The organism is Chryseobacterium sp. CP-77 (assembly GCF_036362765.1).
Classification (GTDB): domain Bacteria; phylum Bacteroidota; class Bacteroidia; order Flavobacteriales; family Weeksellaceae; genus Chryseobacterium; species Chryseobacterium cupriresistens.
The window spans coordinates 4,729,690-4,750,144 of record NZ_CP143637.1; the positions used below are offsets into that span (position 1 = coordinate 4,729,690).

The window sequence follows — 20,455 nt, forward strand, 5'->3', positions numbered from 1 at the left end:
TTATTCTTGATAAGGAATTGGGTCTTCAAGCATGAAGCGGAATGTAAGTTCTTCATTTTTCCTCTGAATGATCATGGTAATATTTCTGCCTTCGCTGGACTTCATAAGTTCCATGATCTTTTCGAGAGTCATGTCTGCAGTGCGTTCTCCGTTAATGCTCAGAACTTTGTCATCTTTTTTAAGGCCTGCTTCATAGGCTGGAGAGTCTTTTCTTACGCCTGCAATGGAGAATATAGGTTTCAGACTGAATTTATATTGAAAAGCATCCTTATAAACTTCATTTACTGCCGTAGCAGATTTTTGGGTCTCAATATTTATCTTGTCCTGATGCCATTCCAATCCGTCTTGTCTGAAATCCAGTCCGCTCATATTAAAATGAAAAGGATCGTCAAAGTTTCTGTTCTTCTTAAGATATAACTTTTGATTGGGATAATCAAAAACTACGGTAAATCTACGCATAATCTCGCTGCCTATGGAACCTTTTCTGTTTTCTACCAAATTAACATGCTGTATAGAAAATTCATCCGGCATAGCAGTAAGTGGCTTTTCAAATTTAAAATCTCCGAGATAAAAATTATGAATTCTGCTTCTTTTGCCGTAGATGTCTCCATTGAAACCGCGGCCAAGGAAATCATCAATATTAGGCCTGTTGTAAACGAAATTTTTAATAAGAGTAGGGAAGAGCCAGATCGCATCACTGTTTCCAAGGTCAATCAGTAATTTTGAATCTTTCTTTTCATTGGTCATTTCTACATCGGCATGCAGATAAGGCTTATTCTTTTCAATAGTAATGGGAAACTCTTCAAACCGTCTGATTTTCTTTTCCAGGAGGGCCGTATTTTCATAAATGGTTATTTTCTTTGATGAATAATCTATATAAATAGGATGATCTTTAAAAAAATGATACCCGATCACTCCATTTACAGGAATTCCTACATGAGGCGAAATATTAAATTCTTCATCAATAATAATGTAAAGAGACATAGAGGTATTGATAATTGCATCTCCTATTTTGCCAATATTGCGTTCCGATTTCAGGCCATCAATACTTAAACTTCCTCCAAGACCTGAGAACTTTACTTTTTCAACATTGCTGAGTTTGACCTCCTTATTTTCCAGGCTAAAAAGTATGGTTTCCGAAACTCCGGTATCCAGCAGAAAGGTAAGCTCAGCACCATTAACATTGACAGGGATAAAGATAAGATTGTTGATAAACTTAAATGGGATAACCGCTTTTTTAGTATTGATCAGTTCAAAAGTATTCTGGGCACTTACAAAAATGCTAAGCAATAATCCCAGTAAAAACAATCTAAATTTCATTTACTGAATTTACTGAATTTATCTATATGATAATAAAAAAACATTCCAAAAGCTGGAATGTTTATATAAACTACAATAATGTAGGTTTTTTTGTTGAATTTATTTCAAAACAGTCTTTGTTTATTTTGAAAAAAAGTCCATCAAATCCATATAATTTTTCTGATTGACGCCATGTCCGCTCATATACTCTCTGAACGTAAAGTAACAGCTGAGATCATAAAGCAGATCTGCGGCTTTTCTTCCCCACTCAAGCGGGATCACAGCATCATCCGTACCATGAGAAATGAAGAAACGAAGTCCTTCCAGTTTCTTTTTATCTTTTACAATACCGTCAAGAATTTTTTCTTCAGGATAACTGCTCATACAGGCAACACGATTGAAAAGTTCAGGATGTTTTAAAGCCAGAGCGTAGCACAGTATTCCTCCCTGGCTGAAGCCGCACAGGTGAGCTTTGCTTTCCGTAAGTCCATAGTGGTTAATAATCTTTAACATGCTTTCCAGAACTGCATGTAAAGATTCATTGGCCTGTGGGACATCGATAAAATTTTCGGGATCATTAAAATTGATGTCATACCATGAGTATCCTTCAAACTGAGTATCACGAGGAGCTCTGAAACTTACAATGATCCAGTCATTGGGAAGCGTTTCTCTAAAACTGAAAAGATCCTGCTCATTGCTGCCATAGCCATGAAGCATAAAAAGAATGGGAGTTTGGGAAGTAATATTTTCCGGCTCTCTTACTAGGTAATCTAAATTCATACAGCAAAGATAATTAAATTACATACAGAATCTTAACTTTTATTATTCATACAATGAACTTCTGCTGCATGATGATGTATGTGCAATGATTAATTATCTGAAGTATATTTTTGAACTTTTCTGTAATTTTTTATTTTTTATTGATTTGATATTATTTGGAAATCTTTATTGGAAAATTTTCATAAAAGTTATTTTTATATTAATAAAAAACTTATATTTGAAACATTAAAAAATCTATTTGGAGAAATGAAGCAATTTTACAATTCAAAAAGTTTACTTAGACTTTCTTTTTTATTCGTTTTATTATTTTCTGTAATCACCGTTGTTAATTCTTGTAAAAAAGATGATGATGATGAATTTCAGGATCACGTGGTTCAATTCGAAGTGAAGACAACTTCCGGAGGAGAAATAATAAGTGTTGTAACACAGGTAGGTACCACTCAGAACACCATATACAATACTCCGCAGTCTCCGGTAACTTCGCCTTGGACAAGTGGAGAATTCTTTGTAAATTCCAGCCAGGCACAGCTGAACCTTGATGCCAACGCATCAATGCCGGATGATAACTCTGAATTAACAATCAATCTATACATCGATGGAGAAGTAGTAAGAACTGTTAAGAAAAAAGGTAAAGGTGTATTAGTTGCTTCTATTGATTACAGCTTCTTGGAACCGTAAATTATTTTAAACATTATATAAAAGAAACCGCTTTCAAAGCGGTTTTTTTATTCTTCAATCATGCCTTGCTGTACAGCCAGACTGATCAATTCTGTTGAGTTCTTTGCATGAAATTTCTGCAGCAGATTCTTGCGGTGGGTGTCTACGGTAAGAGGACTTAAAAAAAGTTCTTCAGCAATTACATTACTTGTTTTCCCCTGTGCTACCATCTGTAGAATTTGTTTCTCCCTTTTAGTGAGCCTCGGAACAGGAAGGATATTCTGAGAAGGAAGGCTGATTATCTGCTTGGTTTCATTGCAGAAAACAATATCCCCGGAAAGCGCCCCTCTTATAGATATCACAAGATCATCAATGGACGTATTTTTGAGAAGATAGCCGCTTGCTCCGTTTTGTATAGACTGCATAATAATACTTCTTTCCGAACGGTTGCTGAACATAATGACAGAGGTATTGGGTGATATTTTTTTTATTTCTCTGCAGAGATCTGTACCGTTGGAATCAGGGAGCGAAATGTCCAGAAGAACAATATCTACCATTTCCGACCGGATAAAACCCAGTGTTTCTGCCCCGGATGCAAAACTTCCTGCTATATTAAAGAAAGGCTGGCTTTTCAGCATCATTCTTAATCCTTCAATGACAATAGGATGATCATCTACAATGACAATATTTATTTTTTCATTCTCCATGGATATTGAGTTCTATATTAATTACTGTTCCCTGATCATCAGAATTGATTTCCATTTTTCCTTTCAGGTAATTGACTCTGTTTTTCAGATTACGAAGCCCCATACTTTTGGTAGTGTTTTCTATATTTTTATCAAATCCTTTTCCGTTATCTTCAATCGTGATCAGAAAATTTTCGCCGGATTGTGAACATTGTAGCAGAATACTGCTGGCTTCAGCATGTTTTACAGCATTGGCCAATAACTCCTGTACAATCCTGTAAATATTAAGCTGGATATTTAAAGGTAATGATTTGTCAATATCAATAGCCTGAAAATCAATTTCAAGATTTTTTCTGCTGTAAAATTCACACAAATCATGTATGGCGGTTTCCAAACCAAAATTAAGCAATGATTCAGGCATTAAATTTCTCGCTACATGACGAAGTTCACTTACAGAGCTGTCCAACTGACCTAATATTTTATAAAATTCCTGATCTTTTTCAGGGTTTAAATGACTGGAAGACCAGGTAGAAAAATTGATTTTCACACCCGCAAGCATTCCTCCAAGGCCATCATGAAGATCCCTTGCAATACGTTCTCTTTCTCTTTCTTCGCCATCAAGAATGGCTTTGGTTAATGATAATTCTTCTATTTGCTTTATTTCATTGAGCTTCTGCTCGTTTATTTTTTTATTTTTTCTGAAAATAATAAACAGGAAGATCAGAAGGCTTAAGGCTAGCAATAAAACCAGCCCCATTCCCCATAAATAAGAATTTTTCTTGTTGACTTCCAGGTCTTTTTGATTCTTTTCAGCATTTAAGGTTGCTATTTTTCTTTCTTTTTCAGCGGTATTGAATTTAGTTTCGAGTTTGTTGATTTCAAGCTTTACATTTTCTGTATTCAAACTATCGTTGAGTTTGGAATATCTTTGTTCCCATAGGAGCGCTTCTTTAGTATCTCCCAATTCTTCATTAAGCAGGGAAAGCTGCTTATAAAAAGTTTTTCTGTTATTAAGATCAATAGCCAGGGATTTTTCCGTTAAAACATCTTCCAGGGTAGTCTTAGCTTCCTTATATCTTTTAAGTTTCTTTAAAATGTCAAACTTGTTGAAATAAAACATTTGTGCCAGGAGATTCTGATTGTACTTTCTGGTGTAAAAAATTCCTTTTTCTATTACAGGAAGAGCTTCCTCATTTTTCTGCCGGGTAATATACAGCAGGGTTTTGCTGTAATAATAAAAAGCATTGGATGAAGATTCAGGATATGCCCTGATAAGCTTTTCGGCTTTATTCAAATACTTTTCAGCCTGGTCTCCATTGGCCTGATAACAGAAATTGTTGGCAGAATTGAGATAGGTAAAAAATAGCTCAGCAGAATTCGGATATTGTTTTTCAAGAATTTCCAGGGCTTTGGTATTATAACCTTCAGCTTTTTTAAACTGGGCATTATAAGTAAGAATCACTGCAAGCTGAGTATACAGGAACCCCAGGTTTCTGCTGTTCTTATATTTTTCAACCAGCGGGATACTCTTTTCAAGCATGATTTTAACCAAAGGAATATAACCCTCTTTATCCTTTTGCGAAACTCCGTAGCTGTACCAGGCAAGAGCCTGAAGAAAATCGGATTCTTCATTTTTGAATTTTGATAAAGACTGAATAGCCTGCTGATAAGAAACAGCAGCTTTCTTTTTATTCCTGTCCAGATTATACTGTCCTTCGTAATAATAATATTTGGCAGAAATAAAAGGGCTTTGCGCCAGTAATTTTCCGTTGGAAAGATATTTCCTGCTCAAAACAGAATCATTGTTCCTGTAATAATTGGATAATAGGAAAAAGGCCGTTGCTTTTGAAGTATCAGGATGATTTCCCTTTGTAATACTTTGTAAGCTGTCTATATAAGATTTCTCATTAAGCGGAATGATTTGCTGGGATTGTAATGCTAAAGACAAAAACAGGCTTAACAGGACAAGTAATCTCTTCATTATGGATCAATTCTGTAAAATATTTTTTTAAACGCTCAATTTAATTAAAAATTTTAGCATAAAAAATACCGGAATTTAGGTAGAAAAAATTACTGGTTTTTCAGGATTGATAAACGTAGGTGATGCTCCTAGCTTTGCAGATATCAAATCATGGATCATAGAATATTCAATATAGTAACTAAAATTTAAACAAAAGATTATGAAAAAAATGAGTATGAATAAGCTGTTAAGAGGGGCATTCGTTGCCGTACTAGCAGCAATGCTTATTGGATTTACAGCGTCATGCAGTAACGATGATGACGACAACAATGTGAATGGAGCAGGGAAAAGTCATAAAGTGGTCTTTAAAGCAATCGCTTCTTCAGGCAGTAATATTGAAGTAGCGGTGTACGGAATTGATGGTAACCCTACCACTGCAACAAGTCTTAGCGGAACAACATGGAGCAGCCCTGAGGTAACATCAGAACCGGGAGCATACAATGCCACTGTTGGAGTAAACGCTGTCGGACCGGATGCTTCTGCAACTTTGAAAGTTCAGATCTGGGTAGACGGAGAACTGAAGAAAGAAGGAACTTCCAGCGGACAGTATTTGTCGGCTACTACAAGCTATACATTTTAATATTAAATTTATTTAGGAAATGAAACCGGCGCTGAGATTCATCTCAGCGCCGGTTTTTTATGTATTTTCTACTAGTTTGCTCTTACAATAAAGTAGCTTTTCTTACCTTTTTGAAGCAATAAAAATTTACCATCAATAAGATCTGTTTCATTGGCTGTAAAAGTATCATTTACTTTTTGTTTGTTGACAGAAATTGAATTTCCTTTAATCTCTCTTTGTGCTTCACTTTTAGATTTCAAGAACCCTGATTTTTCAGAAAGAAGATCAATAATATTTACTCCTAAAACATCAGATTTTGCAATTTCTTTTTGAGGAACACCATCAAAAACTTCCAGGAAAGTTTCCTCATCAAGGCTTACAAGATCTTCAGCAGTAGAACGTCCGAAAAGAATTTCAGAAGCTTTCAATGCTTTTTCATACTCTTCTCTTCCATGTACCCAAACGGTAACTTCTTCTGCAAGTTTCTTCTGAAGCTTTCTTTCGTGTGGAGCTGTTTTGTGTTCTTCAATTAAAACTTCAATTTCTTCTTTTCCTAAGAAAGTATAGAATTTGATGAATCTTTCAGCATCCTCATCCGTAGCATTCAGCCAGAACTGGTAGAACTTGTAAGGAGAAGTTTTCTTTTTATCCAGCCAGTAATTTTCCCCGCTTTCAGACTTTCCGAATTTGGAACCGTCTGCTTTCGTAATTAAAGGAACTGTTAAAGCAAAAGCTTCACCCTGAGCTTTTCTACGGATCAATTCTGTTCCTGTAGTGATGTTTCCCCACTGGTCAGAACCTCCCATTTGAAGCTTCACATTATTGTTTTGGTATAAATGAAGGAAATCATATCCCTGGATGAGCTGGTATGTGAATTCTGTAAAGCTCATTCCGTCTGCACCGGATTCTCCTGAGAATCTTTTCTTTACAGAATCTTTTGCCATCATATAATTGACCGTGATATTCTTTCCGACATTTTTAGCAAAATCAAGGAAAGAAATATTCTTCATCCAGTCGTAGTTGTTCACCAGCTCAGCTTTGTTTGGCTCATTTCCTTCAAAATTAAGGAACTTTGAAAGCTGTTTCTTTAAACAGTCTACATAATGTAAAAGAGTTTCCTCATCCAGAAGGTTTCTTTCGGCAGATTTCCCGGATGGATCCCCGATCATTCCTGTAGCGCCTCCTACCAGAGCAATAGGCTTGTGGCCATGCAGCTGGAAGTGAGCCAGGATTTTTATCTGGATAAGACTTCCGATATGTAAAGAATCGGCAGTAGGATCAAAACCAATATATGCAGTAGTTACCTCTTTATTCAGTTGTTCATCGGTTCCTGGCATCATATCGGCAAACAGACCACGCCATTTCAGTTCTTCTATAAAGGAATTCATTGATTTTTAACTTTAAAATTTTAAGATGCAAAGATAATAAATTCCGAAGTATTAAGGGAAAGCCTTTTTACCATTTTAGCTTTCCTATACTTTGTTTTTCAGCCCAAATAATCTATATTTGTTATTAATGAACGACGAACAGCTATTCCTGCTCATCCAGAAGGCCAAGGATAAAGACCAGAAGGCCCAGACTAAACTCATCAATGTTTTTTGGGTGGATGTTTTCTCCTTTGTTATGAAGAAAGTGAGAGATGAAAATGATGCCGATGAAATTACTGTCAATGTTTTTTCAAAAGTACTGTCAAAACTGGATATGTTCGATCCTCATTTTCAGTTTAAAACCTGGGTACTGACCATTGCCCAGAATACCGTTATTGATTTCTGGAGAAAGAAAAACCGCGACAACGAAGACGCTGTTGAAAATCTTGATGAGGTCAAAAACCAATACGCAAAATCACCGGAAGAACTGCTTATTTCCGAAGAAGAACAGAAGAAAATCATCAAAACCATAGAATCCCTGGATGCCAATTATCAGGACATTATCAGATTGAGATTTTTTGAAGAAAAAAGCATCAAAGAAATTGCTGATGAATTGGGAATTTCAGTCGCCAATACCAAAGTAAGAGTCATGCGGGCCAAAAAAGTCCTGGCAGAACTGTTGAAGAATAATGAATTTGATGATCATTAAATTCAATAATATTATTCAATAGAAACGGACTTGTCATTCTGAACGAAATGAAATGGAGTGAAGAATCTCTTACATCCCACGACTTTTATTTAGAAATAAACCTCTTCTTTTGTTTTTGGAAGAATTATTTTCTGCTGCTTTTCCTGATTCCTGTTTTGCAAATTAATTTTCAGCCCTTTTTTAATATAAGTTTCCTTTAAGGATTTACCATATTCAGCTGTATTTTCTACTTCTTTGGAATAGTTCAGCTGTCCTGTTGAAAGGTTAAAATCTATATCTTTCCAGTAATCGCCCGGTCTTCCGGAAGTAGAGGAGGTTCCTATCAGTTCAAAATGTCCGTTCTGAAATCTGTATTTGTCTGTAACATCCCATTTCCAGCTGCTTCCGCCGTTTTGAGAAATAATCAGAATTCCTTTTTCTATTTTCGTTTCTCCATAAGGATCACCCATCATCCCTCCGCCATTGCTTTCCATAACAGCGTTTCTGGATTTTTCAAGGATTGTCCATGCTCCGCCAACCTTTTTCAGAATCTGAATTTCACGGATGTTTCCCATATCAGTCGTATCCTTTGTATTGTAAATAATTACTTTCTCAGGAATTTTATCACCATCAAGATCTCCGTCTACAGTTTCAATAACCGTGGAACCTGCAGGCTGAAATTGTTTTTGGGCAAGAGAAAACGTTCCGTATATTGCGAATAAAAGGAAGAATATTTTTTTCATAAGAATATTTTGAGGATATAAATATACAAATGATATTTTGAATGATCAGTTTCATCAATATATCCGGTTGATGGTTTCCATTAAAAAATCCTTAACTTTGAACTTCAATTTTAGAAATGGAAAATTCAGTTCAAGACACTACCGTTCAAAAACCAAAATGGATCCGCGTAAAACTTCCTACCGGAAAGAATTACAGAGAGCTGAGAACTTTGGTTGATAAATATAAATTAAACACCATTTGCCAAAGCGGAAGCTGCCCGAACATGGGAGAATGTTGGGGTGAAGGTACAGCTACTTTCATGATTTTAGGAAATATCTGTACGAGAAGCTGTGGATTCTGTGGCGTAAAAACAGGAAAACCCCTTGATGTAAACTGGGATGAGCCTGAAAAAGTAGCAAGATCTATCAAGTTAATGAAGATCAAACATGCCGTGCTTACTTCCGTAGACCGCGATGATCTGAAAGATATGGGATCTATTCTTTGGGGAGAAACAGTGAATGCCGTAAGAAGAATTTCCCCGGGAACCACAATGGAAACATTGATTCCTGATTTTCAGGGTATCACAAAACACCTTGACAGATTAGTAGAAGTTGCTCCTGAAGTAATCTCTCATAACATGGAAACCGTAAAACGTCTGACCAGAGAAGTAAGAATTCAGGCAAAATATGAAAGAAGTCTTGATGTATTAAGATATCTGAAAGAAGCCGGACAAAGAAGAACCAAAACAGGAGTAATGCTTGGATTGGGAGAAACTAAAGAAGAGGTCTTCCAGACCATCGAAGATATCAGAAATGCCAATGTAGATGTCATCACCCTTGGACAATATCTGCAGCCGACTAAAAAGCATCTTCCGGTAAAGAAATTTATCACACCTGAAGAATTTGATGAGTTTGGGGATTTTGCAAGAAGCTTAGGTTTCAGACACGTTGAAAGTTCTCCTCTTGTAAGAAGTTCTTACCACGCAGAAAAACATATTCACTAAAATACAGACCGTTCAGCAATGAGCGGTTTTTTGTTTTTTTAGGTAGCAGATTATAGGTGATAGGCTGCAGGTATCAGATGTTAAGCATTAGCTAAGGAATGTGGCAATCTTTACAATAACGGTCGCCATCATTCCCATCCTTTGGAGGGGTGTTAAAAATTCAAAGAATTTTTGACGGGGTGGTTCATAAAACACTCACAAAAGCATCCACAGCAGTGGACTTTAGTCCGCAACCACAAAAGTCACTTAACAAGTCGTATCCTTCTTAATCACTCCAATCTTCCCATTAATTTCAATCGGTCTGAAATGTTTCTTCTTAAACTCAGAAGGCGTTTCTCCCGTATGCTGCTTAAACAGTTTATTAAAATAAGAAAGACTTTCAAAGCCTACCTGAAAACAGACTTCCGTTACAGACTGATCTTTCAGCAGGAATATTTTAGCCTGATTGATCCTGTAATTGTTAACAAAATCAGTAAAAGTCATGTTCGTCTGCTTTTTAAAATACCGGCAGAAAGCAGGAGTACTCAAGCTGACAACCTGGGCCACTTCGTTTACGTTGGGTTTTCTGTCATAATTTTCGTGGATATAATCGTAGATGGTTCCCATTCTGATTTTATCATTCAAAAACCATTTGATCCGGGTATCTTCCTTATTCAGTTCTTTCACTTCGGCGGAATGGGCCAGGATTTGCAGAATTTCAATCAGCCCAACCAGGGATTCAAAAGAGTTTTTATCTTTAATAGCCTGTAGTTTTTCAACAACTGTAATTTTGGTTTCTCCGGAAAATGAAAGTCCGAGATAGGACCGTTCCAAAAGGTTCTTAATATTTTCAAATTCCGGAACAGGAAGAATAATGTCCTGAAGGAAGCTTTCCCGCATCTGTAATACAAGCTGCCTGCATTCCGTCTGAATACCATAGTCAAAATTAAGGTGAGGAACGTTGGAACCAATCAGTAAAAGATCACTGTCTGTAAAGCCGGAAATGTTTTTACCAACGTGGCGGATTCCGTTCACAGCTTCTACATATACCAGCTCAATTTCCGGATGATAATGCCAGAAAAAACAGTTTTTCAGAGAAGGAGAAAATAGCTTGAAGGATTTCCCTTTTTCAAACTCAATAATTTCTTTCTGGATCTTCATTTTGTTCTTATTTGATTGTTTCTGAATTTAAAATTAATTAAAAAGGTTAATATGGAGCAAATTTTTATCATTCAAGTAGGAGTGAAATTCAAACTTTCTTGCGATTTTTGCACTTTCAAAATAAAGATACTCAGGTGATCCTTTAACTTGAACGAAATTAATTCAGAAAAAGATTTAGAGACAATGAAGATTGATAAAAGAATAATACCACTGGCAATTGGTGGTTTAGGGATAGGAACAACGGAATTTACCGTTATGGGACTGCTGCCGGATATTGCCAAAACATTACAGATTACGATTCCGCAAGCCGGACATTTGATTTCAGCATATGCCATGGGCGTGGTTATCGGAGCTCCAATCCTGATTGGATATTCTGTAAAATTCCCTCCGAAAAAAGTCCTGATGGCTTTTATGATCCTTTTTACATTATTTAATGCCCTTTCTGCTATTGCTCCGGGATACAACAGTATGCTGGTTATCCGTTTTATGTCGGGGCTTCCGCATGGAGCCTTTTTCGGTGTAGGAACAGTAGTGGCTTCAAGAATGGCAGGAAAAGGAAAAGAAGCATTTTATATATCGATGATGTTTACGGGGCTTACGGTTGCCAATCTCGCAATGGTGCCGCTGGTAACCTATATCGGACATACTTTCCATTGGAGACTGTACTTTGCGATTGTAGCAATGATTGGTCTTTTTGCCATTTTATTTTTAAAAATGTGGCTTCCCAATCTGGAATCCAACCAGAATACCCATTTCATGGAAGAACTGAAATTCCTTAAAAATAAACAGTCGTGGCTGGTATTGGCTATTACAGCCATTGGATTTGGAGGATTGTTCACATGGCTGAGCTATATTACTCCTTTAATGACTGTTGTTGCCGGGATCAAAAGCAGCCAGATGGCTTATGTAATGGTACTTGCCGGAGCCGGAATGGTAGTTGGAAATCTTGTGGGAGGAGTTGTTTCAGATAAATTAGGTCCTGAAAAAACCTGTGTACTCCTGATCTTCCTGATGATGATTTCTCTTGGGGGTGTTTTCTTCCTTGCAGAATATAAAAATATTGCTTTGGTACTGACGTTTATGTGTGGCGCGCTATCCATGTCTATTGCATCACCTATCAATATTATGATGATGAAAGCAGCCCCGAAAAGTGAAATGATGGCCGCAGCTTTTATGCAGGCCGGTTTCAATATTGCCAATGCAATGGGAGCTTTCCTTGGAGGAATTCCTTTGGAATATGGGTACTCATTCAACTATCCATCGTTGGTGGGAGTAGGGATGACCTTTATCGGACTGGTTATAAGTGTAAGATATATGTATCTGTATGGTTCAAAAACTGAGAAAGAAGAAATGGCTGCAAAATGCGTATCATGTGATAAATAAAAAAGGAGTCACCGTTAAAAATAACATCGCCTGTTTCAGTAAGAAACAGGCGATTTTTTATCAAATAAATGTTATGCCTCTACCTCATCTCCGTTTTTACACCAGTAGAGGGCATTGTATAAATTTTCTTTGGGGAAAGATTTGAACTCTCCCGGCATCAGAACACTGAAAACACTGGTGAAATTCCGTATCCCTTCTTTATCCGTAACAATGGCTGAGCGGTTCCAGTTGGTAAGATTTTTCAGTCCCAACAATAAATCTTCAAGCCATGCACCCATGGTAAAATTATCCAGATCGGTATCCAAATACAATAAATAATTCAGCTCACCGAACTGCTCTACCTTCTCTTTTACACGCGGAATTACCAGTTTTTCAAAATCCTCTTTCGTTACTTCACCCGTCGCATTGAATGCCGCAACATTCTCCGGGGCTTCTGGAATAATTGTTATCATAATAAATATTTTATGGTGGTTCAGTTTAAAAGAATAACAATAATTACACCATAATTTAGTGGAAAATTGTTAAAAAAGGTATAAATGTTGTTAGTTTCAGTGTAAAATATTAATATGAATCTCAAATCAAATGAACCTTTCTGGCTTATAAAAAACGGATTGTTAGCATCTTATCCATCGTTAAAATCAAATGAAGAATGTGATGTTCTCGTCATAGGAGGTGGGATTACGGGAAGCCTGATTGCTCATCAGATGATAAAAGACGGGTACAAAACCATCCTGATTGATAAACGCGAACTTTGCAATGGAAGTACTTCCGCCACCACTTCAATGTTACAGTACGAAATAGATGTTCCTCTGTATGAGCTGATAGATCAGATAGGGAAAAAAGGAGCGGTCTTAAGCTATAAAGCGTGTAGTGATGCTATTGATACTCTGGAAAAAATCACAAAAACCATCAGATCCAAAGCAGGTTTCAAACGCAAAAAATCATTGTATTATGTCTCGAAAAAGAAAGATCTGGAATGGCTGACAAAAGAATACGAGGCGAGAAAGGCTGCCGGATTTGAAGTAAAGTGGCTGTCTTCAGATCGTGTTCTGAAACAGTTCGGCTTTGAAAATACGTATGGCGGAATCTTATCAAAACAAGGTGCAAGCATTGATGCTTTTCAATTCGCTCATGAGCTTTTCATGTATAATGTAAAGAAAGGATTGAAGGTATTTGATAAAACTGAAATGGTAAAAGTGGAGGAGCATAAAGGATTTAATCTTGTTACCACAGACAGCGGATATCAGATCAAAGCAAAAAAAATGATCTACTGTATAGGGTATGAAAGTAAAAACCTGATCAAAGAAAACTTTGTCAACCTGAAAAGTACCTACGCGGCCGTTTCTGAAATTGATAAAGACAAATTCAAAAACATCAGCAGGACATTAGTATGGAATACCGATACTCCTTATCTCTATATGCGGACTACCGATGACGGAAGGCTTTTGATAGGAGGCGAAGATGAGGATTTTTATAATGCAGAAAAGCGTGATGCTATTTTAGATCAAAAAGAACAAAAGATCATCAAAACATTAAAGAAAATAAAACCTGATTACCATTTCTATACAGACTTTGTATGGGCAGGAACTTTTGGTGAAACAAAAGACGGTTTACCCTATATCAGCGAGCATAAAAAATTTAAAAATTCTTATTTTGTGTTGGGCTTCGGAGGAAACGGAATTACTTTTTCGGTAGCAGGAATGGAAATGGCCTCTCTGTTTATGAAAGGCAAAAAGCATCCTTTGTCAAGGTATTTTAAATTTGGGCGGTAAATTTTCAAGCTTTGTCTTACATGACAAATACTCCAATTGTTGTGCTCAATTCCCTTCCTGTGGAGGGGTGGCAAAAATTCAAAGAATTTTTGACGGGGTGGTTTAAAAAAGCAGGCAGTTACAAAAAGACTGCCTGTTCAACTACAAACTATACCTATTCTTTTTCGCAAGTTCAACAATAGAACTCTCAATGGCTTTTCCCAAATCGTCAGAATCATCATTTCCTCTTTTTTTCATTTCGGAATCAATATAAGTCTGGCGTTTTTTGGAAAGTTCTTCTATTTCCTTTTGAATTGTATCACGTGCTGCTGATTTGGCAGCAATCGTTTTTTGAATTTCTTCCTTACTTTTTCCTTTTAATTCAGCAGGAAGTTCGCTTTCTTTTACAGAGGCAATAAATCCGGCATCTTTTTCAGCTTTATCTACCAGATCCCAGTGATCATTTTTGTAAGCGTTCTTTTTGGATTTGGCAACTGTTCTTTCCACCAGGTTGGATGCCGATTGTGCTTCTGCATTTTTATCCTGTGTGATCTGTTTAAGCCTGTATTCTGAGCCATGATTTCCGTAGTAGATATAAGTATCATTTAACCTGGCATTGCATTCGGAAATTCTTTTGTCGTAAGGGGTTTCAATATACATCACTTTTCTGTCGCTGTCGATATTGAAATATTTTCCTCCTCCCAGGGATGCTCCGTTTTGCCAGAAGGTCTGGATTCCCTCTTCGCGGCTTCCACAGAAAATGGTGTTGGTGTAAATATTTTTAGCTTTTGCTTTTGAAACAACCTCTTTATAATTTATTTTTCCCTGATCAAATGCTTCGTTACCGGCAATATAAATCAGTTTCATACTTTTTTCATTCCCATCCCAGTTAAGGTTGGCAGAGGCATCACGGATCACTGCACCGCAATATTCACTGCCTCCATTGGTTCTTAAGGCAAATAACTTTTCAGAAACAAGATCCAGATCCTGAGTGAGAGGCGTTACCTGGCGGATGTAATTTTCATCACGGATTCCGTCGTTGCCATATTCATAAAGGGCAATTTCGATTTCGGGAGCCTTTCCGTTGTACTTAAGAGTAGTCAGCGTATTCACAATATTCCACAGCCTGGATTTTGCCTGATCAATCAATCCGTCCATACTATTGGAAGTATCCAGGAGAAGAGCAACCTGAATTTTATTGTCTTTTACCGTTGAGGTTACCGGAATTAATGTTGTTTTTTGTAACGGTAAATGATTGTCAGTATTACTATTTGCAGAACGGTTTCCCTGAATGTTTCCGGAGCTTAACAAAGCTGTACCGGCTGCAAGTGCTAAGATTTTTAACGTTGTCATATTGTTGTTTTTTTATTGGTTATTTGTTGTAATCGGAAATCTTTAAATCCTTATTATTTTAAATTCCTGAAGTAAAATTATCTTTATTTAAGGCTGGAAATCGGGAAACTTGGTGAACGGAAGGTTTCACTTGGTGGATATTAAAAACGGAAGGATCTGATTATATGTTATAGTAATAATCTAATGTGTCATTTCAATACTGTCCGGCTGAGCGGAGTCGAAGCCTTTACCATTCGAAAAACTTTAATAGATCGACAGGTATTTTTCTTCAGTCAAAAACGAAATGACCCAATAGTACAAAACAAAAAAACTGCCCAAAAGGCAGCTTTCTTAAATCTGTTATTTTAAAGGATTTCGTATTTTGTTTTAATGCTGTATTTCAGCTTGATGTTTTCAATATTATCAAAAGAAAAATCTACCGTAGCATCAGCCATTTCCAACTGGATATTGCTTGCTCTTCCTTTGTAGGCTACCGGCATAATCATATCGCTGGTGTAATCTTCTATCTCTACAATTTCAAGGGCATTTCCTGTCTTTTTACCCATACTTTCCAGTAAGTAGTCTGCTTTCTCTTTGGCTGCTTTCAAAGCGTTGATCTTCACTGCTTTTCTGAAATCTGCAATTTTGGTATTCTTTACCTCCGCGATATTCAGGCTGCTTACCCACTTTTGATTCAGGTCTTCAAAGATTTTGCTGAGGTTTGATTTTGTACCGGCTTTAAAGTGATAGTTTTTAGAAAACTTAGCGGTTTTAGAGTAAATATTCTGATACATGGATTTGAATTTGATATCCTCGTTCTTTACCCCTGCATTTTTCAAAATATCAAATAATTTCTTTTCATTATCTGCCAGATCGTTTTTATTATCAGCTTTTATCCCGATACTGAAGATAATTTCATCCGGCTCCACTTCCATTTCTGCCACTCCTGTTACTTCAATTGCATTTTTCTTGACTTCCTGAGCGTTTACAAAACTTCCAAGAGTTAAAATTCCGATTAATAAAAAATGTTTCAATTTCATAATTTCCTGTTTTTAAATTTTTAATTCTGATGTAAAATTACACAGATCAGTAACCGAAATCCGGTAGACTTGGTGAAATGGAACTTTCACTTGGTGAATAGTTTTTGAGCAGACTATATATATGTATATCTTTGTTTTATGAAAATGCTTAAACTCTTTACTCTATTCTTACTGGTGCTTTCGGGAAATACAATCTTTTCCCAAACCACTACTAACAGCAGTTCTGCTGTGGAAGAAGTGCAGGTAGAAACAAAGAAGCTGAAAAGAGCAATGGACACCAAAAATGAACCTGCCCAGGCAGATTCTTATTATAACATCGGTGAAACATTTTTCAATAGCGGAAACTTTCCCAAAAGTGAAGAGTATTATACAAAAGCGAAAAAGCTGTATGAAAAACTCAATGATAAGCCCAATATCGAGAAAGCAACCCGAAGATTAGCCCAGTCACAGGAGAAGCAGAATAAAATAACTCCTGCCATCAGTAATTACAGCATGGCAGCACAGGTAAGTTACAGCGAAAAAAGTAAAGCTGTGAATTCTAATGATGCGGCAAGACTTTCTTCTCCTACCCCCGAGCTGAAAGCAGAAGCGATTCAGAATAATATCAATCTGACTAAAAAAGAAAATGAGCAAGGCGATCTTGCAGAAAGCTACAGTCAGCTGGCAGATGTTAACCTGAAACAGAAAGATGTTTCCAGTGCTGAAGAAAACCTGAATACAGCCTATAAAATTTCTAAAAAAGAAGCTCCTCAACAGGCGCTTGCCATCAATCAGAAGCTGGCAGACCTGTATGTGGAAAACAAAAACTTCGAAAAAGCTATTGAAGCCAAGAAGAAAGTTTTGAAAGAAGACTTTGTAAAAGAAAACTCGCAGGAAAAAGTCAATCAGATTCAGGAACTGGCAGATATCTATATTAAAAAAAATGATCCGGAGGAAGCCGTAGATCTTTTAAAAAATGCCTATGGAATTGCGCTGGACAAAGGTCATACACTGGAAGCACAAAAAAGTGTAAAAAAGCTGGACAGCCTTTATGCGATCTCAGGAAATATTGATGCCTCTGTTCAGTTATACAGAGACTTTTTGGGAAAACTTCCGAATCTTGTTTCCAAAGACAGAAGCCTGGTTGATAATAAAATTCTGGAAGATACAGAACAGCGGATTTCACAGCTGGAAAAAGAAAAAGAGTTGAAAGATGAACTGATCAGAAAGAAAAACGTCTTTAATTACAGTCTGATCGGAGCGTTGATTGTACTCACCGGACTCATTATTTTCATTTTCAGAATGCTGAAAAAAGTTCAGATTAAAAATAAGAAAATAGCTCTTCAGTCGCTGCGAAGAGAGATGAATCCTCATTTTATTTTTAACAGTTTAAATAGTGTCAACCATTTTATAGCCACCAATAATGAGCTTGAAGCGAATCAGTATCTTACAAAATTTTCGAAGCTGATGCGCGGTGTAATGGAAAATTCTACCGAAGATTTTATTCCTTTTCAGCAGGAGCTTGACCTTTTGCAAAATTATCTGGCGCTTGAAAAGACCCGTTTTGCAGATAAATTCGATTACGAAATTGAAGTAGATGAAAATCTGAATATGCAAAACCTTCAGGTTCCGGGAATGCTGATACAGCCGTTTCTGGAAAATGCTGTCTGGCACGGACTCCGTTACAGAACCGAAAAAGGATTTTTAACATTAAGCTTTGAAAAAAGTGAATCGCACCTTAAAATCCTTATTGAGGACAATGGAATAGGGATTGAAGAAAGTAAAAAGCAGAAAACAGAACATCAGAAAACAAGAGAGGGCAGGGGAATGAAAAATACGCTGGAAAGAATTCAGCTCCTGAATGATCTGTACAAAAAAGACATCACCTGCTCTATAAAGGATAAAGAAAATAACAGTGGAGTTTTGGTGACTATCCGGATGAATCTTGCTTAGCAGGATTAAGGCGGACTGTAAGTTTTGGACCGATTGTACGATTGGTTAAATATTACTAATTTGCATCTGAAATCTGTTACCAGCCACCTAAAATCTTTTCAAATGAAAATAAAAGCTGTCATTGTTGACGATGAACTTATAGCAAGAGAAGTTTTACGAAGCTATCTTACCAAATACTGTCCGCAGGTGGAAATTCTGGGTGAAGCTGAAAATATCAAAGAAGCAGTTCCGTTAATTGCTGAAAAGCAGCCTCAACTGGTCTTTCTGGATGTAGAAATGCCTTTCGGAAATGCCTTTGATGTACTGGAAGCTACCAAAGATTTCTCATACGAAACTATTTTTATTACCGCATTTTCACAATATTCATTACAGGCTTTAAATAAATCAGCAAGCTATTATATTTTAAAACCTATCGATATTCAGGAACTGATTCTGGCAGTAAATAAAGTAGCGGAAAGTCTTGAGAAAAAAGAGGAACTCAACCGGAATAAGATTCTTCTTGAGAATCTGAAATTAAAACCTGAAAAACAGCAGCTGATTTTGCCGACTTTACAGGGATTTGACGTTGTAAAAACGGAAGATATTGTAAGACTCCAGGCGGATGGAAATTTTACTCAGGTATATCTTACCGATGGTTCAAAGAAGATGGTGTGCCGTTTTCTGAAGCATTTTGATGATCTTCTGGAAAACCCGTTTGTGAGGGTTCACCGTTCACACATCATCAATACGGGGTTTGTAAAATCCTATCATAAAAGCGGAACCGTGATGCTGTCAGATGATACGGAAATAGAGGTTTCAGGAAGCTTTAAAGATAATTTCCTGAAAGTATTTTCATAGAATTTATGGGTCCTTAACAGACCAAAGGCATTATTTTTGACGTTCTATCATAACCACATAAAATATTCCTGTCATGAAAACCATTCATAAAATTATACTTCCCGTTTCATTGGGAGCACTGGGGCTTATCATTTTCAATTCCTGTTCTGTAAGAATTCCCAGGGGAGCATCTGCGGTAAAGAATTTTAATCTTAAAAAATATCTGGGCAAGTGGTATGAGGTCGCCCGTTTCGATTACAGATTCGAGAAAAACATGGACAATGTTACAGCAGAGTATACAGAAAATCCGGATGGTACTGTTCAGGTAAGAAATAAAGGCTATGATTACACAAAAAAAGTATGGAATGAATCTATCGGGGAAGCAAAATTCGTAAAAGACCCTGCAGAAGCCCGTTTGAAAGTTTCATTTTTTAAGCCGATCTGGGCCGGTTACAACGTCATAGATATTGATGAAGACTATCAATATGCTCTTGTAGCAGGAAGCAGTTTAAAATATCTGTGGATCCTTTCCCGTACGACCAGCATTCCGGAAAGCATCCGTCAGCGTTTCCTCCAGAAAGCAAAAAAAATCGGCTATAACACCGATGAACTGATCTGGGTAAGGCATAATCAATAAAGAATAATCCAAATCGCAAAATAGCGGAAGGGCAAAAATGCAGATAAGTATATTATGTACAGTTTTGCCCTTTTATCTATTAGCTGTTAATATATTCTTTCCATTCTTCAAAACGGTGATCTATCACCTGTTTCATCAGATCATAATTTTCATAGGTATCTTCGATGTGATAAAAAGTTTCGTATTCGTAGTCACTTTCTTCTGCTTTAGCATCAAAAATATTCACATAATCATCAGCGAATGAGCTGTATCTGTTTCCAAAATCGGTGTCATCAGCATAATAATCTTTTGCAAAAAGATTTCCCAGTTCATTCAGGTCATATTCTGAGAATTTTCCGTCGCAGGAATCCATAATGAATTCAGCACCGGTTATTTCTCTTCGCTTTACTTTTTCTATTTCCTCTTCACCATCTTCCTTCAGTTCATCAGAGATCAGATCGTTATGGATACACCAGTTCAGGAACATTCCTGTATGGGTAGCCCCGTTTTTCTGAGGAAGGCCTTCCGGAAAATCACCGCCATAATGCCATGAAGCATCATCATATTTAGACATAATTTGTATTGTAGTTTTAGATAATTTCTTCAAAAATAGAAAAAATCAATTTATATTGCCGCTGCCACAGAATTTTCCGTCATTTGCAT

At 36.8% G+C, this 20,455-nt stretch carries 20 protein-coding genes; 9 read left to right on the forward strand and 11 right to left on the reverse strand.

All coding sequences use genetic code 11. The features are described from left to right. Positions 1-1,320: a PDZ domain-containing protein gene (locus tag V0410_RS21255; RefSeq protein ID WP_330745533.1), complete on the reverse strand. Its 1,320-nt coding sequence runs from the start codon at positions 1,318-1,320 to the stop codon at positions 1-3. A gap of 120 nt (positions 1,321-1,440) precedes the next feature. After that, complete coding sequence (locus V0410_RS21260) at positions 1,441-2,079, reverse strand: alpha/beta hydrolase (protein WP_330745534.1); 639 nt, start codon at positions 2,077-2,079, stop codon at positions 1,441-1,443. Between the two features lie 246 nt (positions 2,080-2,325). Between V0410_RS21260 and V0410_RS21265 the strand changes: the two genes are divergently transcribed. Next, a complete protein-coding gene (locus V0410_RS21265; protein ID WP_330745535.1) occupies positions 2,326-2,757 on the forward strand; it encodes a hypothetical protein in 432 nt (143 codons plus the stop codon). 47 nt (positions 2,758-2,804) lie between these two features. On the opposite strand, the gene V0410_RS21270 is transcribed toward V0410_RS21265, so the two are convergent. Together V0410_RS21270 and V0410_RS21275 are read right to left on the reverse strand one after the other, a co-directional pair. Further along, positions 2,805-3,443 carry a response regulator transcription factor gene (locus V0410_RS21270; RefSeq protein ID WP_330745536.1) on the reverse strand — a complete coding sequence of 213 codons (639 nt, stop codon included), beginning with the start codon at positions 3,441-3,443 and terminating at the stop codon, positions 2,805-2,807. Beyond that, the gene (locus tag V0410_RS21275) at positions 3,433-5,403 is read right to left on the reverse strand and encodes a tetratricopeptide repeat-containing sensor histidine kinase (protein WP_330745537.1); all 1,971 of its coding nucleotides are present in this window, start codon (positions 5,401-5,403) and stop codon (positions 3,433-3,435) included. Before V0410_RS21275 ends, V0410_RS21270 begins: the two co-directional genes overlap by 11 nt. Positions 5,404-5,602: 199 nt before the next feature. Here V0410_RS21275 and V0410_RS21280 point away from each other — a divergent pair, with 199 nt between their 5' ends. Beyond that, positions 5,603-6,022 carry a hypothetical protein gene (locus tag V0410_RS21280; RefSeq protein ID WP_330745538.1) on the forward strand — a complete coding sequence of 140 codons (420 nt, stop codon included), beginning with the start codon at positions 5,603-5,605 and terminating at the stop codon, positions 6,020-6,022. Between the two features lie 71 nt (positions 6,023-6,093). Here the strand turns inward: V0410_RS21280 and tyrS are convergent, their stop codons facing one another. After that, positions 6,094-7,389, reverse strand: coding sequence for a tyrosine--tRNA ligase (tyrS, locus tag V0410_RS21285; protein WP_330745539.1), 1,296 nt, complete (start codon positions 7,387-7,389; stop codon positions 6,094-6,096). A gap of 127 nt (positions 7,390-7,516) precedes the next feature. On the opposite strand from tyrS, the gene V0410_RS21290 reads away from it, so the two are divergent. After that, entirely contained in the window at positions 7,517-8,077 is a 561-nt protein-coding gene (locus V0410_RS21290; protein WP_110010746.1) for an RNA polymerase sigma factor, read from the forward strand. Between the two features lie 89 nt (positions 8,078-8,166). Here V0410_RS21290 and V0410_RS21295 read toward each other — a convergent pair whose 3' ends face one another. Then, a complete protein-coding gene (locus V0410_RS21295) occupies positions 8,167-8,799 on the reverse strand; it encodes a hypothetical protein (RefSeq protein ID WP_330745540.1) in 633 nt (210 codons plus the stop codon). 116 nt (positions 8,800-8,915) lie between these two features. On the opposite strand from V0410_RS21295, the gene lipA reads away from it, so the two are divergent. Further along, entirely contained in the window at positions 8,916-9,782 is an 867-nt protein-coding gene (gene lipA / locus V0410_RS21300) for a lipoyl synthase (RefSeq protein ID WP_330745541.1), read from the forward strand. Positions 9,783-10,028: 246 nt separating this feature from the next. On the opposite strand, the gene V0410_RS21305 is transcribed toward lipA, so the two are convergent. Next, the gene (locus V0410_RS21305) at positions 10,029-10,922 is read right to left on the reverse strand and encodes an AraC family transcriptional regulator (protein WP_202839727.1); all 894 of its coding nucleotides are present in this window, start codon (positions 10,920-10,922) and stop codon (positions 10,029-10,031) included. 183 nt (positions 10,923-11,105) lie between these two features. On the opposite strand from V0410_RS21305, the gene V0410_RS21310 reads away from it, so the two are divergent. Continuing rightward, on the forward strand, positions 11,106-12,305 hold the full coding sequence (locus tag V0410_RS21310) for an MFS transporter (protein ID WP_330745542.1): 1,200 nt from the start codon (positions 11,106-11,108) through the stop codon (positions 12,303-12,305). A gap of 71 nt (positions 12,306-12,376) precedes the next feature. Here the strand turns inward: V0410_RS21310 and V0410_RS21315 are convergent, their stop codons facing one another. Further along, positions 12,377-12,757 (reverse strand): STAS/SEC14 domain-containing protein, encoded by a 381-nt coding sequence (locus V0410_RS21315; RefSeq protein ID WP_110010742.1) that lies wholly within the window; start codon positions 12,755-12,757, stop codon positions 12,377-12,379. A gap of 114 nt (positions 12,758-12,871) precedes the next feature. On the opposite strand from V0410_RS21315, the gene V0410_RS21320 reads away from it, so the two are divergent. Then, a complete protein-coding gene (locus tag V0410_RS21320; protein ID WP_330745543.1) occupies positions 12,872-14,077 on the forward strand; it encodes an NAD(P)/FAD-dependent oxidoreductase in 1,206 nt (401 codons plus the stop codon). Positions 14,078-14,218: 141 nt separating this feature from the next. On the opposite strand, the gene V0410_RS21325 is transcribed toward V0410_RS21320, so the two are convergent. Together V0410_RS21325 and V0410_RS21330 are read right to left on the reverse strand one after the other, a co-directional pair. Next, positions 14,219-15,409, reverse strand: a complete 1,191-nt coding sequence (locus V0410_RS21325; RefSeq protein ID WP_330745544.1) for a vWA domain-containing protein — start codon at positions 15,407-15,409, stop codon at positions 14,219-14,221. A gap of 344 nt (positions 15,410-15,753) precedes the next feature. Continuing rightward, positions 15,754-16,428, reverse strand: a complete 675-nt coding sequence (locus V0410_RS21330) for an SIMPL domain-containing protein (protein WP_330745545.1) — start codon at positions 16,426-16,428, stop codon at positions 15,754-15,756. Between the two features lie 138 nt (positions 16,429-16,566). Between V0410_RS21330 and V0410_RS21335 the strand changes: the two genes are divergently transcribed. From V0410_RS21335 to V0410_RS21345, 3 genes are all read left to right on the forward strand, one after another. Then, positions 16,567-18,360 carry a tetratricopeptide repeat-containing sensor histidine kinase gene (locus tag V0410_RS21335; RefSeq protein ID WP_330745546.1) on the forward strand — a complete coding sequence of 598 codons (1,794 nt, stop codon included), beginning with the start codon at positions 16,567-16,569 and terminating at the stop codon, positions 18,358-18,360. A 102-nt stretch (positions 18,361-18,462) separates the two neighbouring features. Next, positions 18,463-19,197 carry a LytR/AlgR family response regulator transcription factor gene (locus V0410_RS21340; protein ID WP_047432960.1) on the forward strand — a complete coding sequence of 245 codons (735 nt, stop codon included), beginning with the start codon at positions 18,463-18,465 and terminating at the stop codon, positions 19,195-19,197. A gap of 73 nt (positions 19,198-19,270) precedes the next feature. Beyond that, positions 19,271-19,813, forward strand: coding sequence for a lipocalin family protein (locus V0410_RS21345; RefSeq protein ID WP_330745547.1), 543 nt, complete (start codon positions 19,271-19,273; stop codon positions 19,811-19,813). 79 nt (positions 19,814-19,892) lie between these two features. On the opposite strand, the gene V0410_RS21350 is transcribed toward V0410_RS21345, so the two are convergent. Further along, positions 19,893-20,366: a DUF7832 domain-containing protein gene (locus V0410_RS21350; RefSeq protein WP_330745548.1), complete on the reverse strand. Its 474-nt coding sequence runs from the start codon at positions 20,364-20,366 to the stop codon at positions 19,893-19,895. Positions 20,367-20,455 lie beyond the last annotated feature (89 nt).